Consider the following 15,580-nt stretch of genomic DNA (forward strand, 5'->3'; position numbering starts at 1 on the left):
CTCGGACGGGGAATGGCGCCGGTCAAGACCGGCCTTGACAAATGTCATGAGGCGGCCCAGCAGGCTGCTGATAAACCCTCCAGCGGAAAGGACTGTGTCCGGACACAGTCCTTTCGGTAGCGGGCACCAGTCCGTCCCCGAACTGGCGAGCCGAAGGCTCGCCAGTCGCGCCGAAGGCGCCATCCTTCGTGCGACTTATCGAATGGGTTCTGCCGCCCCGCTTCCGTGCGCTTTTGCCGCACGGCACCTGCCCGCCTTCCTTACGGGCAGGAGCGCGGGGCGGTTGCGCCCGGCAGACGGCCGCCGGGCGCTCGCAGAACGGACTTTATCAGCAGCCTGCTAGGCCGCCAAGGACTCCAGCTTCCTGCGGTCCAGGACCCGCAGGCGCTGGCCCCTGAGCTCGATGACGCGGCCCTCGCGCAGAGCGCGGAACTGGCGCGACACGGTCTCGATGCTGGTGCCGATGAGGCTGCCGATCTCCACGCGGGAGAGGGGCAGGACGCCTTCGCCGGCCGGCGCGGGCAGCAGGCGCAGCAGGAAGGCGGCCAGCCGGCCGGCCGCGCTCTTGGTCCCGGAGTCCAGCAGGGCGTTGCGGGAAGCCGCCAAAGCGCTGGACAGGATCTGGATGACCTCGAAGGAGAGGGCGCGGTTGCCCTCGAGCATCTCCTTGAAGCGCGCGGCCTCCAGGAAGCAGAGCTCCGCGTCGGCCACCACCTCGACCGTCTCGTCGTATTCCCCCGAGGCCAGGCTCTCCAGAGCGAACACGGAGCCGGGGCCGTAGAGCGTGATGAGCTGGGTCCTGCCGTTGGGCCCGGCCTTGTAGGACTTCAGCAGTCCGGACTTGATCGCGAAGATGCGCGTGGCGGGATTGCCCTGCTGGTAGATGACCTGCCGCTTCTTGTACCTGCCGTAGGCCATCAGGCAGACGGCCAGCTTCTTCGTCTCCGGACGCAGGGCCGCGAAGAAGCTCGCTTTGAGCACCGGGCACCCGACGCAATAGTCCTTCATCCGCCCTCCGCCGGGCCGGCCGCGGCCCGGGTGTCGTTGATCTGCTCGCCGTCGAGCGCCAGGGACTTGGCCCGATACGGCCAGCGCGCGCGGCCCAAGCGGCGCAGCCACTGCCGGCAGTCCTCGATGGCGCCCTTGGGGAAGGAGTCGCTCTCGTACACGCGCCCCACGTCGCGGAAGTCCGCCTTGAGCCCGAACTTCTTGCGCTCGATGAAGAAGCTCGACCAGGCGTCGAGCCGGAAGGTCTGCACCGTGATGTTGACCGGCAGGCTGAGGACGAAGGCGATGGTGCGCCGGAAGCCCTCGGGGGTGTCTCCGGGCAGGCCCAGGATCAGCTCGACCTCCGGGGTGGCGAAGGTGGAGATGAACTCCATGGTCCGGGCCACGGTCTCCGGGTCGTCCGGCCGGCGGCCCAGGCGGATGGCCTGCGGGGTGATGCTCTGCAGCCCCACCGTCATCACGCTCCACTTGAGCCGGGCCAGCAGCTCCAGCTGGTCCCGGCCGAGGAAGCGCCTGCCGATGGGGCCCACGGCCCCCACCACGGAGACGTCATCGAGCCGCAGCTCGCGGAAGGTGTCCACCACCGTGGCCATCAGCTCGATGTCGAGGCTCACGCTGGCGGTGTAGAGCCCCAGGACCTTCACCCCTTTCTCCGCGGCCGCGCGGATGCCCTCGCGCACGCTCTGCTTGCTCAAGCGGCGCATGCGCGGCCGGCGGTAGCAGCACAGGAAGCAGAAGGCGCAGCGGTACAGGCAGCCCCGCGAGAGGTCCACCCAGCCCGCCTGGGACTGGCGGTGCTGCTTGGGGATGTGGTCGATGGTGACCGGCGGCAGGCTCCCGACATCCTCGACCAGGACGAAATCGGACCGCCCCCGCCACCTGCGCGAGCGCGGGTCCCAGGGCACCACTCCCGGCAGGCCGGCGAGGCTAGCCCCACCCGAGGCCAGGCGGTCCAGCAGCGCGGGCACGATCGCCTCGATCTCGCCGCAGAGCAGGGCGAAGTTCGGGTGGCGCAAGCCCTTGGCGGCCGCGAAGGCGGCGGTGACATAGGGCGGATGAGCCACCCAGCCGCACAGGAAGAGGGGCAGCTCCGGGAGCTCCTCGGTCAGAGCGTCGATGAGGTCCACGGTCTCCACGATCTGGGCCCGGTTGGAATGCAGGAGCACCAGGTCGGGCGCGGCCTGGCGCAGGGCGCGGACGTTGGCCTGCTGGTCGTCGTGGTCGAGCTGGACCCAGGCCACCTCCCAGCCCTCGACCAGCAAGGGGATGCGGTGCAGGCCGAGCTCGAATTGCGCCGCCTCGCCGCAGAACTTGCGCGGGAAGAAGCCGATGGCCAAGGTCCTGGCCTTGGTCCTCATGCGCGCGGCCCCCCCGCCGGGCGCGCGTTGAGATGCTCGCCGTCGAGCGCCAAGGTCCGGGCGCGATGGGTCCAGGGCGCCCGGCCCAGCCGGCGCAGCCAGTCCCGGCAGTCCTCCAGCGCCGCGGCCGGGAAAGTCGGGCTGCTCCGGATGACGCCGGCGCGGGCGAAGTCGGCCTTGAGCCCGAGCTTCCCCCGGTCCGCGAGGAAGTCCGACCACGGGTCGAGCCGGAGCGACTGCACGGTGACCTTAACGGGCAGGCCGAGCACGAAGCGCACCGTCTTCCGGAAGCCCTCGGGCGTGTCGCCGGGCAGGCCCAGGACGATCTCCACCTCGGGCGTGGCGAAGCTTGCGATGCTCTCCATGGTGCGGGCGAAGTCTTCGGGGTCCTCTTTGCGCCTGAGCAGGCGCTGGGCCTCGGGCGTGAGCGTCTGCAGGCCGATGGTCATGAGGTCCCAGTTCAAGGACGCCAGCAGCTCGAGCGCCTCGCCCCGGGCGTGACGGGCGTGCACCGGGCCCGCGACCTTGAGCTGGCCGAGCCCCAGCTCCCGCAGGGCGCCCGTCACCGAGCGCAGCAGCTCGACGTCGAAGCTGTTGCTCGTCGCGAGCAGGCCCAGCACCTCCACGCCCCGCGCGACCGCGGCGCGCGCCGCCGCGCGGATGCGCTCCGGGCCGAAGCGGCGCAGCCGCGGGCGGGGGAAGGCGCAGCAGAGGCAGAAGGCGCAGCGGTATTTGCAGCCGCGGGCCAGCTCCAGCCAGCCGGCCTTGCTGTCCTTCCAGGCCTTGGGGATGTGCGCCAGCGCGGCGTCGGGCAGCGCGTCGAGGTCCTCGACGACCGCGTACTCCTGGGAGCCGCGCCACGCGCGCCGGCGCTGGTCCCAGACCACGATGCCGGCCACGCCGGCCAGGGCGTCCATGCCTCCGCCATCCGCGAGCTTCTCCAGCGCCCGCGGCATCACCGCCTCCACCTCGCCGCAGAGCAAAGCGAAGCTCGGGCTGGTCAGCCCGCCGGTGGCCGCGGCCACGGCGTCCACGTAAGGGGGATGCGCCGGCCAGCCGCACATGATCAGCGGCAGTCCGGGCCGGAGCCGGCCCAAGGCGTTGGCGAAGGCCAGGGCGTCGGCCGCCTGGGTGCGGTGGACGTGCAGCAGGACGGCCGCGGGCGCGCCTTCGGCCGCCGCGCGCGCGCTGTCCTCGGGAGCCGCGGGCGCGAGCTGGACCCAGAGCGGGCGCCATTGCGTCCCGATCATGCGCGGCAGGCGGTGCAGGCCGAGCTCGTACTGGGCCGCCTCCCCGCTGAAGGGCGTGGGGAAGAACGCCAGCGCGAGCGTCCGGCTCTTCCTAGGCATGCGCCCTCCGCGGCGGCAGCGCCGTCTGGCCCAGGTAGAGGTAGTCCTTGTCGTGACGTTTGAGGCTGGCGCCCATCTCCGCGATGCGCCGGCGCACCGTGGGCCGGGGTATCCCGTAGCGGAAGCCCACCGGGAACTCGCCGCAGGCGCGCGCCAGGCCGCGCAGGGGGGCGGGCAGCGCGCCGCAGTCGAAGTCCTTGAGGGTGATGCCGTAGTCCCGGGCGCGCAGGTGCGTCTCGGAGCCCAGCGACAGGTAGAACGGGTTGGGCGAGAACTGCACGAGCTTGGTGCGGGCGAAGATGTCCTCGGCCCAGTCCATGGTGCGCCGGTGGTCCGCCTCGGTCTCGCCGGGGAAGCCCGCCAGCAGGTCGTAGCACATGGAGATGCCGAGCCGGTCGCCGTTGATGATGGCCTGGCGCACCGCCGCGGCGGCCGGGCGCCGGCGCATCAGGCGCAGGACGCGGTCCGAGAAGCTCTGCACCCCGAGCTTGAGCAGGACGCAGCCGGACCGGGCCATGGCCTCGAGCCGCTCCGGGGTGAGCCCGTCGGGCCCGCAGAAGCTCTCCCAGGCGAAGCGGCCGCCGCGCTCCCGGAGCCTGGCCGTGAAGCGGTCCACCCAGGCCGGCGAGGCGTTGATGGTGTCGTCGTGGAAATGGAAGTTGCCGTGGCCGCGGCGCGCGGCCGCGGCTTCCATCTCCGCGGCCACGCCCTCGACGGCGCGCTGGCGGAAGCGCCCCTTGCCGGGCTCGGAGCAGAAGCCGCAGGGGCGCGGGCAGCCGCGGCTGGCCAGGATCGGCACGAAGTCGTTGGTGTTCATGCCCCGCCAGGACGGCCGCGGCAGCGAGTCCAGAGCCGGCAACGGTCCCGGAGGGGTCTGCGCCACCTCGCCCCGGGCGTCGAGGCGCGAGACGCCGGGCAGAGCGGGCTCTTGGCCCAGGGCCAGGCGCTCCACCAAAGCCGCGACCACGCCCTCGCCGTCGCCCTGCACCACCGCGTCGAAGCTCCCGGAGCGGAGCAGCAGGTGCCGCAGCGGCCGGAAGTCGAGGTTCGGCCCGCCCGCCGCGGTGCGCTTGCCCGAGGCCCGCAGACGGTAGGCGAGGGCCGCGGCGAAGTACTGCGTCATCATGTTGACGGAGAAGAGGAAGACCTCCCCCGACTCGCGCACGCTGGGCAGGTACTCCTCGACCTTGCGCACGATGGCCGCGGCGACCGGGCAGAGCCGGCCGAAGAGCTCCGGCCGCACCACCTGGAGCAGCAGGCCGGGGTCGACCCCGTCGCCCACGCCGCCGCCGATGCGGCGCGACAGCCCCAGGACGTAGTCGTCGTAGAAATCGGTCTCGGCGCGGTGCTCCGCGAAACTGATGTCGTGGAACGCGGTCTCAAAGCCCTCCCGCTCCAGGACCGCCTGGAGGTAGGCCAGGCCGATGTTCAGGAACTCGGTCTCGCCGTGGGGCGGGCAGTGCACCAGCACCACGCGGGCGCGGCGCGCGCCCTTCATTTGGGACGCCTCCGAAGGTAGAGCGCCGGCACAAAGCCCAGGCGCGACAATTCCCGGGACAGCCCCCAGGCCCTGGTGTTGGCGCGGGTCAGGAGGTTGGCCAGGTTGTTGGCCAGGCGCACGGCCCCTTCGAAGCCGAGGTCGGGCTCCGGGGTCAGGCAGTGTCTGTCGAAGCAGGGGTAGGTGAATTCATACACCGGGACGCGCTCGCCGTGCCGGTATTTCTCCACGGAGCTGCCCACGATGAGGTCCGCCTCGCCTGAGCCGCGGGCCTCCTCCGGGCGGTCGCTGGCCCGCACCCAGGCCGGCCGCATGCCCAGGTCGCGGAGGAATTCGACCAAGGCCGGCAGCTTCTGGGATTCGGCGCACACGCCCACGCGCTTGCCCAGGCACGCCGCGCGCAAGGCCTGGATGCGCGGCACCGCCAGGCGCAGTTGCGCCGAGATGTAGGCCTCCGCGGCCTTGGCCCGGCCCGTGGCCTTACCCAGCTTGCGCAGGAAGGCGCTGCTGCCTCCGAGCCCGATGGGATAGACCGCATGGACCGTGCTCTGGCCGTAGCGCCGGGACAGGACCTCCGCGGCCTTCAGCCCGTAGTCGAAGGCGACATTGTACTTGGCCGCCCAGGCCCGCCTGAGGCCCCGGGTCTGGCCCGGGCCCGTGAAGACCGTGTTCAAGCCCAGGCCGATGCCCTCCGCCAGCTCGCGCAGGATGCGCAGGTTGGCCAGATGGTCCTGCTCCTGCCGGTCGCACATGTAGCCGACCAGGTTGATGAGCTTGTTGGAAGGCGCCGCGCCCGGCTGGTCCGTGCAGAGGTCCTGCGCGATGCGCTCCAAAGCGCTGCTGAAGCCCGCCCACAGGCCGCCCCGGAAGCCCGCGCCGCCCAGCACGATGACCGCGCCGGGAGGGAAGGAATGCGCCACGTCGGCCAGGTCGTCGCCCACGATCTCCGGGACGCAGCAGGAGACCACGAAGACGCGCGCCTTGGGGGAGCGCTTGCGCAGCCGCGCGATGCGCGCCCGGAGCTTGTCCGCGCCTCCCATGACCGCGTCCGGGCCTTCCATGGCCGACGTGGTCGCCCGGCCGTGGTCGAAGCCCATCAGGTCGTGGGCGCAGGCGGCGTAGAGCGCCATCTTCATGCAGCCGGCCGGGCCGTGGAACACGACGGCGGAGTCCCGGATGGGGTGGGCGGCGAAGAAGGCGCCCAAGATGGAGCAGGTGTGGACGCAGTCCTCGTTCATGCGGGCCTCTCTGGCCGCCGGCAGTACGGCCCGTATCTCGCGAAGAAGCGCGAGCCCAGCTCGGCCTCCAGCTCTCCGGCCAGCTCGCGCATCCCCGAATACATCAGAAAAGAGCCGGGCGGCCGCACGTCGAGCATGGGCGGCCGCGGCCCGGCCCAGGCCAGGCTCCGGCCGCGCAGGCCCGGATGCTCTTCGGCCAGCCGGCGCAGCTCGCGGCGCCGCCACACCTCCACGAGCGCGGCGCGGCGGGTCCCTCCGCCGCAGGCCTCCACCATGAGCCGGAACATGCGGCTGGTCGCGGCTAGGCCCGAGGGCCTGGGCACCAGGATATAGGGCGTGCCGAACCTCTCTTTCATCCAAAGCCCGGCCCTGCGTCCCGGGTCGTCGTCTACGATGACGTTGAGCGCGGCCCGGGGCGCCCGCGCGAGCTCCGCCAGCGATGGGGTCCCGGTCAATATCGCGTTGAGCCGGATATCCAGAGCGGAGAGACAGCGCGCGAGCTCGTCGCGGACGCCACGATAGTCGGCCCACGGGAAGGCCAGGAAATTGACGCTGCCCGCGCCGCGGCGGCCCGGCTTCATGAACCCCTCGACCAAAGCCTTGAACACGTCGACCGCCGGGTCTCCCGCGCCGCGGTCCACCAGGCCGGAGGTGGGCAGGAAGATGATGGGCACGCCCAGCCGCGCCGCGGCCTGGGCGCAGACGGCGCGGGCGTCGTCGCCGATGAGCTCGCTGACGCAGGTCCCCAGCACGAAGATCAGCTCCGGCCGGGAGCGCTTGCGCACGGCCGCGAGCTTCGCGGCCAGAGCGTCCTCCCCGCCCATGATGGCGTCCATCTCGCTGAGGTCCGTCGCGCAGTAGTCGCCCGCCGCCCCTTGGGGGCGGGAGGGCAAAGAGAAATCGGCGCCGCAGCCGTTGGGGCCGTGCACGATGACGGCCACCGGCCCGGCGATGCAGGTGAGGGTCTGCCAGGCGTAGCGCATCACGCAGCAGGATTCCGACATGAGTCCTAGCTCCCGGAGCCGGCTGCCTTCAGGATGAGGTCGTCGAGCTCCCGGTCTCCGAGGGGCTTGGGCACGATGACCCGGGGCTTGGCCTCGATGCGGTCGGCCAGGTCCCGCAGGCTGCGCCCCACGGCGGAGTCGGGCCTGTCCTCGATGATGGTCCGGCCGCGGCGCTCCGCGTCCTGCACCGCGGGGTCGTTCGGGACGAAGGCCAAGACCTGCGTGCCCAAAGCGCCCGCGAAGGCCTTGATGATCTCGCGCTCTTGCCTCGTGTTCCTCAGGTTGCCGATGATCCCGGCCAGCCTCGTCGCGCTGCGCCGCGCGTGCCGCTGGATGGCCCGGGTGATGTTGTTGGCCGCGTAGAGGGACATGAACTCGCCCGAGACCACGAGGTAGACCTCGTCCGCGTAGCCCTCGCGGATGGGGACCGCGAAGCCGCCGCACACCACGTCTCCGAGCACGTCGTAGGCGATGTAGTCGTAGCCGGCGCTGTAGACGCCCAGGCGCGTCATGATCTCGATGGCCAGGATGATGCCGCGGCCGGCGCAGCCCACGCCCGGCTCCGGCCCGCCGGTCTCCACGCAATGCACGCCCGAAAATCCCCGGTGCACGAAGTCCTTGGCGCGCAGGGCCGTGGTGGACCGGCACTTCGAGAGGCCGAGCACGCTGGGCAGCCGGCGGCCGTGGAGGAGCAGCCGGCAGGAGTCGGCCTTCGGGTCGCAGCCGACCTGCAGGACCGGATGCCCCCGCTGGGCCAAAACGGCCGAAAGGTTGGCCGTGATCGTGGACTTGCCGATGCCGCCCTTGCCGTAGAAAGCGATCTGCCGCGGCCGCTTGTTCATCCTCGCGCGCATGATATCAAGTATATCTAATCGGCTTGCAGCCTTTGAGGCCGAAACGGGCCGCGTACTCCTTGGGCAAGCCCAGGCAGCAGCGGTCGAAAGCGCAGCCGCGGCAGGCCCGCGCTTTGACGTAGCCCTTGGAGAAGTCCTCGTACCCGGTCTCATGCCCCAGGGGCCGGTAGCGCCTCACCTTCTCTTCCCGGAACTCCGCGGGCACCGCGCAAGGCGGGAAAGAAGCATGGGTGGCGCTCAAGGGGCTCTGCACCGCGATGCCCTGTCCGCTCAGTAGGCGCATCGCCTTCACCAGTTCGGGGACCAGCGTGCCATAGGGGACCAGATAGGAGGCCGCGGCCGGCCTGTGCTCGGGGCAGGTCAAGGACGAGAAGTGGACCTGGACCTTGTCGTTGGCGCCGATCATCCGCGCCAGCCGCTCGGAGTAGGCTTCCAGCTGCCCGACGTTCCGGCTGTTGATGACGATGTTGACGATCACGCGGTGGCCGGCGGCAATCAAGGACTCCAGGCCGCGCACCGCCGCGGGCAGCATGCCCCGCGTGCCGGTCAGCTCGTCGTACAAAGCCGGCTCGAGCGCGTGCAGCGAGACGAAGAACACGAGCTTGGGGTCCGGGCGGAATCCCTTCAGATAGGACGCCTTGGCGAAGGCGACGGCGTTGGTCTGGACCCTGACCTGCGCGAAGCGCTTCATGCCCAGGAGCAGCCGGACCAAAGCCGGGAGCTCCGGCCTCAGGGTCGGCTCGCCGCCCGTGAGCGTGAACTGCGCGCCGCAGAACAGCTCCGCGGCCGCCTTGAAGGCCAGCTCCAGCTCACGGGCGGCCGGCTCCCGGGCCGGCCTGGGAGCGGAGCAGAACGGGCAGCGCTGGTTGCAGCGGGAGGTGCAGCGGACCAGCACCTCGCCCGGCACATAGGAGCCGGCCTCGTGCCGCTCCACGCTCAGGAAGGGGAAACGGTCCTGGACCAGGTCGAGGAGCCGGCTCTTGGCCGAGGCGATGGTGTGCCCCCCCTCCGGCCCCTTGATGAGGAGCGGAGAGCTCGCGCGCAGACGCCGCAGGAACGCCAGCGCCCCCTGAAGCTCCTTGCGCCCCCAGCCGGGCCCGCTCCACAGGTAGGGGATGCCCTGCGGCATGGTGCGCAGGCCCAGGCGCCGCGCCTTGCGGTGCATCGCGGTTCCCGGGAACACCTGCAAAAGAGAGACGAGCGCCGCGGCCATGGGGGTAGCGCGGTCCTGCGCCAGGCCGTCGAGGTAGCGCATGGTCCGCTTGAAGCCGGCGAGGGTGTCGCCCGGCATGCCGAGGATCACGCCGACCGAGGGCGGCTTGATGTCCCGCAGGAGCCGCAGCGCGCTTTCAAAGCGCCTCCGGTCGAAGGGCTTGCGGCCGGCGAGCCGCAAAGCGGGCGCGCTCAAGGTCTCCATGCCCAGCAGAACCTGGCCGGAGGGGATCTCCGAAAGCCAGCGGGCCTGCTCTTGGTCCAGCAGCTCGTAGCGCAGGTTGTAGGTGAAGGTCAGCCGGCCTTTGGGATCGGCCTTCTTGAGCGCGCGCACGAACCTGCGCAAGGTGCTGGTCTCGTAGTTGATGGCCGAATCCACGATGGTGAGGTTGGTCATCCCACGGGCCGCGGCCCAGCGCAGCTCGGCCGCGATCCTCTCTTGCGAGTGCACCCGGCGGAGCTTCGCCGAGTTCCAGGCGCAGTAGCCGCAGTCGTTGGGGCAGCCCCTGGCCAGCTCCAGCATCATGCCGTCCTTGGGGGGATTCAAAATGCCTGCCAGATAGGGCGAGGGGATGCGGTCGATATCCGCCAAAGGGCCTCCGACAGCGGCGTCGGGCCGCAGGCCCGCCTTGAGCCAGCGCGCCAGCGGGACCTCGGCCTCGCCCGCTATGGCGACATCCACGCCGGGCTGCGCCGCGGCCGGGGGCCGGCCGCCCAGGACCGTGATCAGCGAGGGCTTCCTCGCCTTGAGCAGTCGGCAGGCCTCGAGCGCCGCCGCGAAGTTCCAGCAGTAGCCGGAGAAGCAGACCGCGGCCGGGTTCCCGCGCAGCAGGTCCTCGACCGCGCCCAACGGCAGGACGGCCTCCTCGCGCGAGCCGCCGGAGCGGTCCGCGATGTTCACGACCCGGATGTCGTAGCGCGCCCGGATGCCGGGGATCGAGTCGCAGTAGGCTTTCAGATAAGCCGTGCCCAGGCTGTAGGGCTCGCTGGCCAAAGCGTCGATGTAGGCGCCGGGCTCCGGCCGGCCGGCGCCGCGCCTGGGGAAGGCCCGGAAAAGGCCGACGAGCTTGATGACCTTTCTGGCGCTCATCTGCGGGCGGCCTTCTGCCGGTAGTACCGCTCGTACTCCTGCCTGTAGAAGCCGAGGCAGGCGATGTAATCGGTGCAGAGGAGGCATTCCTCCGGCTTGCTCTTGAGCGGCCTGATCCGGCCCAGTTGGAACACGGGCAGCGGCGCCAGCTTGTCCCGGAACCCGGCGGGCATCAGGCAGAACGGCATGCCCTGGACGGAGATGTCCAGGTCCGCGAACTGGCTCAAAGCTTCGCTGAGCACCGGCCGGGCCGCGGCGAACGGGAGGATGAGGGCCGGGTCGGAGGCGACCTTGCCCAGCGGCGCGGGGAAGCGCAGGTGGATCGAGCGCAGCCCCAGGTCCTTCAGGAAACCGATGGTGGCCACGAGCGTGGGCAAAGTCTGCGCGGTGATGCGGATGGTGACGTCCAGGTGCTCCAGCCCGGCCGCCCGGAGGTTCCTGATGCCCGCCACCGTCTGCACGAAGCTGCCGGGCACGTTGGTGACCGCGTCGTGGACGTCCGGCCGCAGGGAGTTCAGCGCGGTGCTGACCTGGTTCATGCCGCCGCCCACGATCCTCTCGGCCAGGTGCTTGTAGACGAAGCTCCGCGCGTTCGTGGCCAGGCAGCGCCGCACATAGCCCGCGGCGCGCCCCGCTCCGGCCAGCTTCACCAGAAGTCCGGGCTCCAGCGTGGGCTCCCCGCCCAGGACGAGCAGGTCCCGGGCGCCTGCCTGCTTGCGCTCGCGCAGGCGGCGCAGCAGCTGCCGCGCCCCGGCATTGCCTTGGCCCAGGAGGCCGGCGACCTCGCAGTGCCGGCAGGAGTTGTTGCAGGGCAGGCCCAAGTCCAGGACGCAGACGGTATCCAAAGCGTCGAGCACGTGCTTGAAGAGCTCTTTCATGCGCAGCACGTCCTGCGGGGTGAAGCGGTCGGTCTTGATCACCGGGCGCTGCTCCAGCGCCCAGCCCATGAGCTTGTCGGGATGCTCGGCGAACCAGCCCTTATCTTCGCAGGACCGGTACAGCGCGGTGCCCCGGAACGGTATGGCGTGCTGCAGCAGCGGCCAGGCCCCGTGGATCTCGTAGAGCGCCTGGGCGAACTCCAGCGTGCGGTTCATCTGCTTCTTGTCCTCGCCGGGCATGCCGATGATGTAGTGCACCTGGCTGGGCAGGCCGACGGCCTGGCAGTCCTTGACCGTCTGGATCACTGATTTGAGGTCGAGCCGCTTGTCCACGATGCCGGAGAGCACGCGCGGGTCGCCCGATTCCGCGGAGACCGTGAGCTTGGTGTTGCCGGCCCGCTTGATGCGCCCGATGTCCTCCTTGGTGAGGCGGTCGGCCCGGAAGCCGTTGACCGCGTCCCAGGCGATGTTCTTGGCCGCGAGGAACCTGGTGAGCCGCTGGAACCGGTCCGCCTCCAGGTTGATGTTGTTGTCCAGGAAGAAGAACCGCTCCACCTTGAAGCGCCGGCGCAAGTCCAGGATCATCTTCTTGAGGTAGCCGACCGAGTGTCCGCGCCAGGGCATGCCCAGGACCTGCTGGGTGCAGAAACTGCAGGAGTACTTGCAGCCCCGGCTGGTCATGAGGGCCAGGAAGCGCTCGGGCTTGTGGTACTCGTGCACCAGGTCGAGGCGCACGGCGTCGGCCAGCGCGGACTGGTAGTTGTCCATGTCCAGCAGGTCGTAGGCCGGATAGGGCAGCTCGTCGAGGTCCGCGATGGGCGCGGCCGGGGCTTTCTTGCCGGCCAGCGCGGCGATGAGCTTGAAGTCGGCCTCGCCGGTGAGCACCGAGTCGAGCTGGGGGACCTGCTTCATGAGCTTCTGGGGGTCGTAGGGGAAGTAGTTCATCCCGCACACGTAGCAGTCAACGGCCATGATGCGCGCCTTGGGATAAGACCGCCGGGCGGCTTCGGCGACCTCCTTAAAATAGGTCTCGTGGAGCTTGTACACGTCGGAGAACATGGTGATGACGAGCACGACCACGTCGGCCTGGCGCCGCTTCATCTCAGCCTCGATGTCGACGAGCTCGGCCCCCACGTGGAAGAGTCCGTCGGAGATCGGCCGGTAGTTGAGGCGCGGCCGCAGATACAGGGCGTCCAGGACCGAGACCTCGTGGCCTTGGGCGCGCGCCAGGGCGGCGTTGGTGAGCATCCCGATGTTGGAGAACATGGGATAGTGCGCGAAGACCTTGGGGAGCTGGATCGGCGGGCTGACGAAGAGGATCTTCATTCTTCGGGGATCTTGATCAGCTTCAGGAGCCACTGGTTGCTGGTCCCGGGCCGCACCGGCCGGTGGGTGTTCAGCTTCAGCGGCAAGCCCTTCTTCCGGATGAACTCGAGCACCTGCTCGGAGCTCCAGTTGCGGTAATGCTCGAAGCCCGGCCCCGCGGCGCGGCGGGCGCGCCGCGTCTGTTCCTTGGAGCGCAGGAGCCCGAAGGGCACGCATTCCGCGATGACCACGATGCCGAAATCCCGCACCAGCGCGGTCATCGCGGCGAAGGCCTGCTCCAGGTCCCGGAAGTGGTTGAGCGAGCGCAGCGCGAAGATGTAGTCGAAGTAGCCGTCCTGGAACGAGAAGTCCTCGATGGGCGAATCGTGGACCCGCGCCCGCGGATGCCGCTTCTTGAGCTGGGCCAGCGCCCGGGCGTCCACGTCGAGGCCGTGGTACTCGATCTTGCCCTCGGCCAGCAGCTTCTCCACCGTGTCCCGGTAGAAGCGCAGGTCGCCGCAGCCGATGTCCAGCACCCGGCCGGAGAGCCTGCGGATCTCCTGCCTCAGCCAGCGCTCCTCCCGCTCGAAGGGGATCCCTTCCAGCACCCCGTAGCAGACGCCGCAGCGCTCCTTCTTGGCGCAGTCCCGGCAGACCTCCTGCATGCCCAACTGCCGCACGTCGTTCTGGAAATCGTCCAGCATGGCCTTGTCCGTGATGTCCAGGTAGAGCTGCTCGCGGGAGAACTTCACCGCCTGGAGCTCGGCGTCGCTGAAGCTGCGGGTGTCGGTCCGGTAGAGGGAGAGCTTGCCCCCCCGGTCGAGGTACACGCTGCGCAAGGGGGCGTTGCCCTTGATGAGCGAGTCCCCCGGGCACGCGGTCCGGACGGGCCGGAAGCCCTTGAGCTCCCGGTCGAAGGTGTAGTCGAAGGAATTGGAGCGCACCTCTTTGAGCGGCTTGACCGCGTCGAAGGCGAAGAGCTCCACGGCCTTCCGGAACACGCCGGGGCAGGTCTGCTCAAGGGAGCACTCGCTGCAGAGCAGGGGCTGGGCGTAGTCCGCCGGAGCGGGGAGGTCCAGGCAGGTAAGCCCCTGTCCGTCCAAAGACTTGAGCCGGTCCGCGCCCAGCCCGGCTGAGGAGTCCTTCCCCATGAGGCAAAGCGGCAGGCCTTCGCAGTACGCCCGCAGGCCGGCCCTCTGGAAGGCCCGGAGCGCCTGGGCCGCGAGCTCCGCGGCCGCGTCCGGGGCCAACAGGCGCTCCTGCGCCGCCTTCCCGGACAGGCGCGGCAGCGGGTAATAGAACGTGAAATAGAGGTCCGCCTTCTTCTGTTTTGCGAGCCGCAGGAACAGCTCCGCCGGCGCGGGGTGGAATCCCCGGATGAGCGGCAGCCGGAGCTCGACGGTCAGGCCGCGGCGCGCCAGGAGCTGCCGCGCCGCGGCCGCGGCCTGCAGGAACGCGCCCTCGGTGCGGGCCAGGGCGTCATGGCCGGCGGCGTCGGAGGAGAAGAGGTTCACGATGACGGAATCGAGCCCGTTGGCCAGCAGGGCCGAGCGCGGCTCGGGGTAGAGGAGCATCCTCGCGTTGGTCGCCAAGCCCACGGACAGCCCCTTGGACCTGGCGCAGGCGGCCAGCTCCACGATGTCCTTGCGGAGCAGCGGCTCTCCGCCCACGAAGATGACGCGCTTGGCCCCGAGCCTGGCGGCGTCCGCGATGGCCTTCTTGATCGCCGGGGCGGGGACCACGGCCTTGGTCCCGCGGATGGGGCAGAGCACGCAATTGAGGCTGCAGAGTCCGCCGCAGTAGACGAGGGTCCCTTCTATGATCCTGCCGGAAGCGCCCATAAGCTCAGCCGAATATCACTCCGAGCGGCGAGATGCCGACGGGAATGTGCCCGAGCACCTTCCTCTTGGCGACATCCACCAGCGAGACCGAGTTGGCGGCCCGGTTGCTGACCGCGGCCAGCCTGCCGTCCGGGCTCATGGCGAGCTCCGAGGGGTTCTCCTGGCAGGTGAGCTCGCCCACGGCCTTGAGGGTCTTGCGGTCCACGATGGAAACCGTGTCTTGGTCGGCGTTGGTGACGTAGAGCGCTTGGCCGTCGCGCGTGCACTCGATGCCGATGTGCCTGGTCCCCACCGCGAAGGTCTTGGTGACTTTGCGCAGCCGGGCGTCGAGGACCGCGACCCGGGGCGACATGAAGTCCGCGACGTAGAGCTGCCGGTCGTCCGGGGACAGGGCGATGCCGAGCGGCCCCTCGAAGAGGCTCACGGTGTAGTCCACATTGAGGCTGTCGGGGTCCACGATGGATACGTTGTGGGACTCCTCGTTGGTGACCGCGATGAAGCTCCCGTCCGCGGGCATCACGGCCACGCAGGGCGAGTGGCCGATCGCGATGGTCCGCTCCACGGTGAGGGAGCGCAGGTCTATGACGCTCAGGGAATGCGCGTATTCATTGGCCACGTACGCCTTGCGGCCGTCCGGCGCCACCACGACCCCGGCCGGCCCGTCCTCGCCCGGCAAGGTCTTCTTGACCGTCAGGGTCTTGAGGTCCACGACCGAGGTGTCGCAGGTGTCCCGGTTGGTGACCAGCAAGAGCTTGCCGTCGGGGGTGATGTCGGCGATCATGGGGCAGCCGCCGACCTTGACTTTCGTCTTGACCTTCAGGGTCCGCAATTCTATCACGGACAGGTCGTCGCTGCCGTTGTTGGCCGTGAAGATATAGCGATACGGCCGGGCTCTCCGCGGGGGCCTTTTCCCAGGGGGCATACGGATATGATAGCTCTTCCAGA

At 70.1% G+C, this 15,580-nt stretch carries 11 protein-coding genes; all 11 read right to left on the bottom strand.

Annotated features, from left to right (window positions below; all coding sequences use genetic code 11):
• Positions 1–339: 339 nt before the first annotated feature.
• Genes NTY77_15910 through NTY77_15960 form a run of 11 tightly spaced genes read right to left on the bottom strand, consistent with a single transcriptional unit; the run spans position 340 to position 15,557 of the window.
• On the bottom strand, positions 340–1,008 hold the full coding sequence (locus NTY77_15910; protein ID MCX5796977.1) for a Crp/Fnr family transcriptional regulator: 669 nt from the start codon (positions 1,006–1,008) through the stop codon (positions 340–342).
• Positions 1,005–2,366, bottom strand: coding sequence for a radical SAM protein (locus NTY77_15915; GenBank protein ID MCX5796978.1), 1,362 nt, complete (start codon positions 2,364–2,366; stop codon positions 1,005–1,007). The genes NTY77_15910 and NTY77_15915 overlap by 4 nt, the downstream gene beginning before the upstream one ends.
• Positions 2,363–3,715 carry a radical SAM protein gene (locus tag NTY77_15920; GenBank protein MCX5796979.1) on the bottom strand — a complete coding sequence of 451 codons (1,353 nt, stop codon included), beginning with the start codon at positions 3,713–3,715 and terminating at the stop codon, positions 2,363–2,365. The genes NTY77_15915 and NTY77_15920 overlap by 4 nt, the downstream gene beginning before the upstream one ends.
• On the bottom strand, positions 3,708–5,213 hold the full coding sequence (locus tag NTY77_15925) for a radical SAM protein (protein MCX5796980.1): 1,506 nt from the start codon (positions 5,211–5,213) through the stop codon (positions 3,708–3,710). Before NTY77_15925 ends, NTY77_15920 begins: the two co-directional genes overlap by 8 nt.
• The gene (locus tag NTY77_15930; protein ID MCX5796981.1) at positions 5,210–6,451 is read right to left on the bottom strand and encodes a nitrogenase component 1; all 1,242 of its coding nucleotides are present in this window, start codon (positions 6,449–6,451) and stop codon (positions 5,210–5,212) included. The genes NTY77_15925 and NTY77_15930 overlap by 4 nt, the downstream gene beginning before the upstream one ends.
• Positions 6,448–7,455, bottom strand: coding sequence for a nitrogenase component 1 (locus tag NTY77_15935; GenBank protein MCX5796982.1), 1,008 nt, complete (start codon positions 7,453–7,455; stop codon positions 6,448–6,450). The genes NTY77_15930 and NTY77_15935 overlap by 4 nt, the downstream gene beginning before the upstream one ends.
• Before the next feature lie 5 nt (positions 7,456–7,460).
• On the bottom strand, positions 7,461–8,309 hold the full coding sequence (locus NTY77_15940; protein ID MCX5796983.1) for a nitrogenase iron protein NifH: 849 nt from the start codon (positions 8,307–8,309) through the stop codon (positions 7,461–7,463).
• A 4-nt stretch (positions 8,310–8,313) separates the two neighbouring features.
• The gene (locus tag NTY77_15945; protein MCX5796984.1) at positions 8,314–10,611 is read right to left on the bottom strand and encodes a radical SAM protein; all 2,298 of its coding nucleotides are present in this window, start codon (positions 10,609–10,611) and stop codon (positions 8,314–8,316) included.
• Positions 10,608–12,815, bottom strand: coding sequence for a radical SAM protein (locus NTY77_15950; GenBank protein MCX5796985.1), 2,208 nt, complete (start codon positions 12,813–12,815; stop codon positions 10,608–10,610). The genes NTY77_15945 and NTY77_15950 overlap by 4 nt, the downstream gene beginning before the upstream one ends.
• A complete protein-coding gene (locus tag NTY77_15955; GenBank protein ID MCX5796986.1) occupies positions 12,812–14,635 on the bottom strand; it encodes a radical SAM protein in 1,824 nt (607 codons plus the stop codon). Before NTY77_15955 ends, NTY77_15950 begins: the two co-directional genes overlap by 4 nt.
• Before the next feature lie 4 nt (positions 14,636–14,639).
• A complete protein-coding gene (locus NTY77_15960) occupies positions 14,640–15,557 on the bottom strand; it encodes a beta-propeller fold lactonase family protein (GenBank protein MCX5796987.1) in 918 nt (305 codons plus the stop codon).
• Positions 15,558–15,580 lie beyond the last annotated feature (23 nt).

The sequence above is a fragment of the Elusimicrobiota bacterium genome, assembly GCA_026388095.1.
In the GTDB taxonomy this organism is placed as follows: domain Bacteria; phylum Elusimicrobiota; class Elusimicrobia; order UBA1565; family UBA9628; genus UBA9628.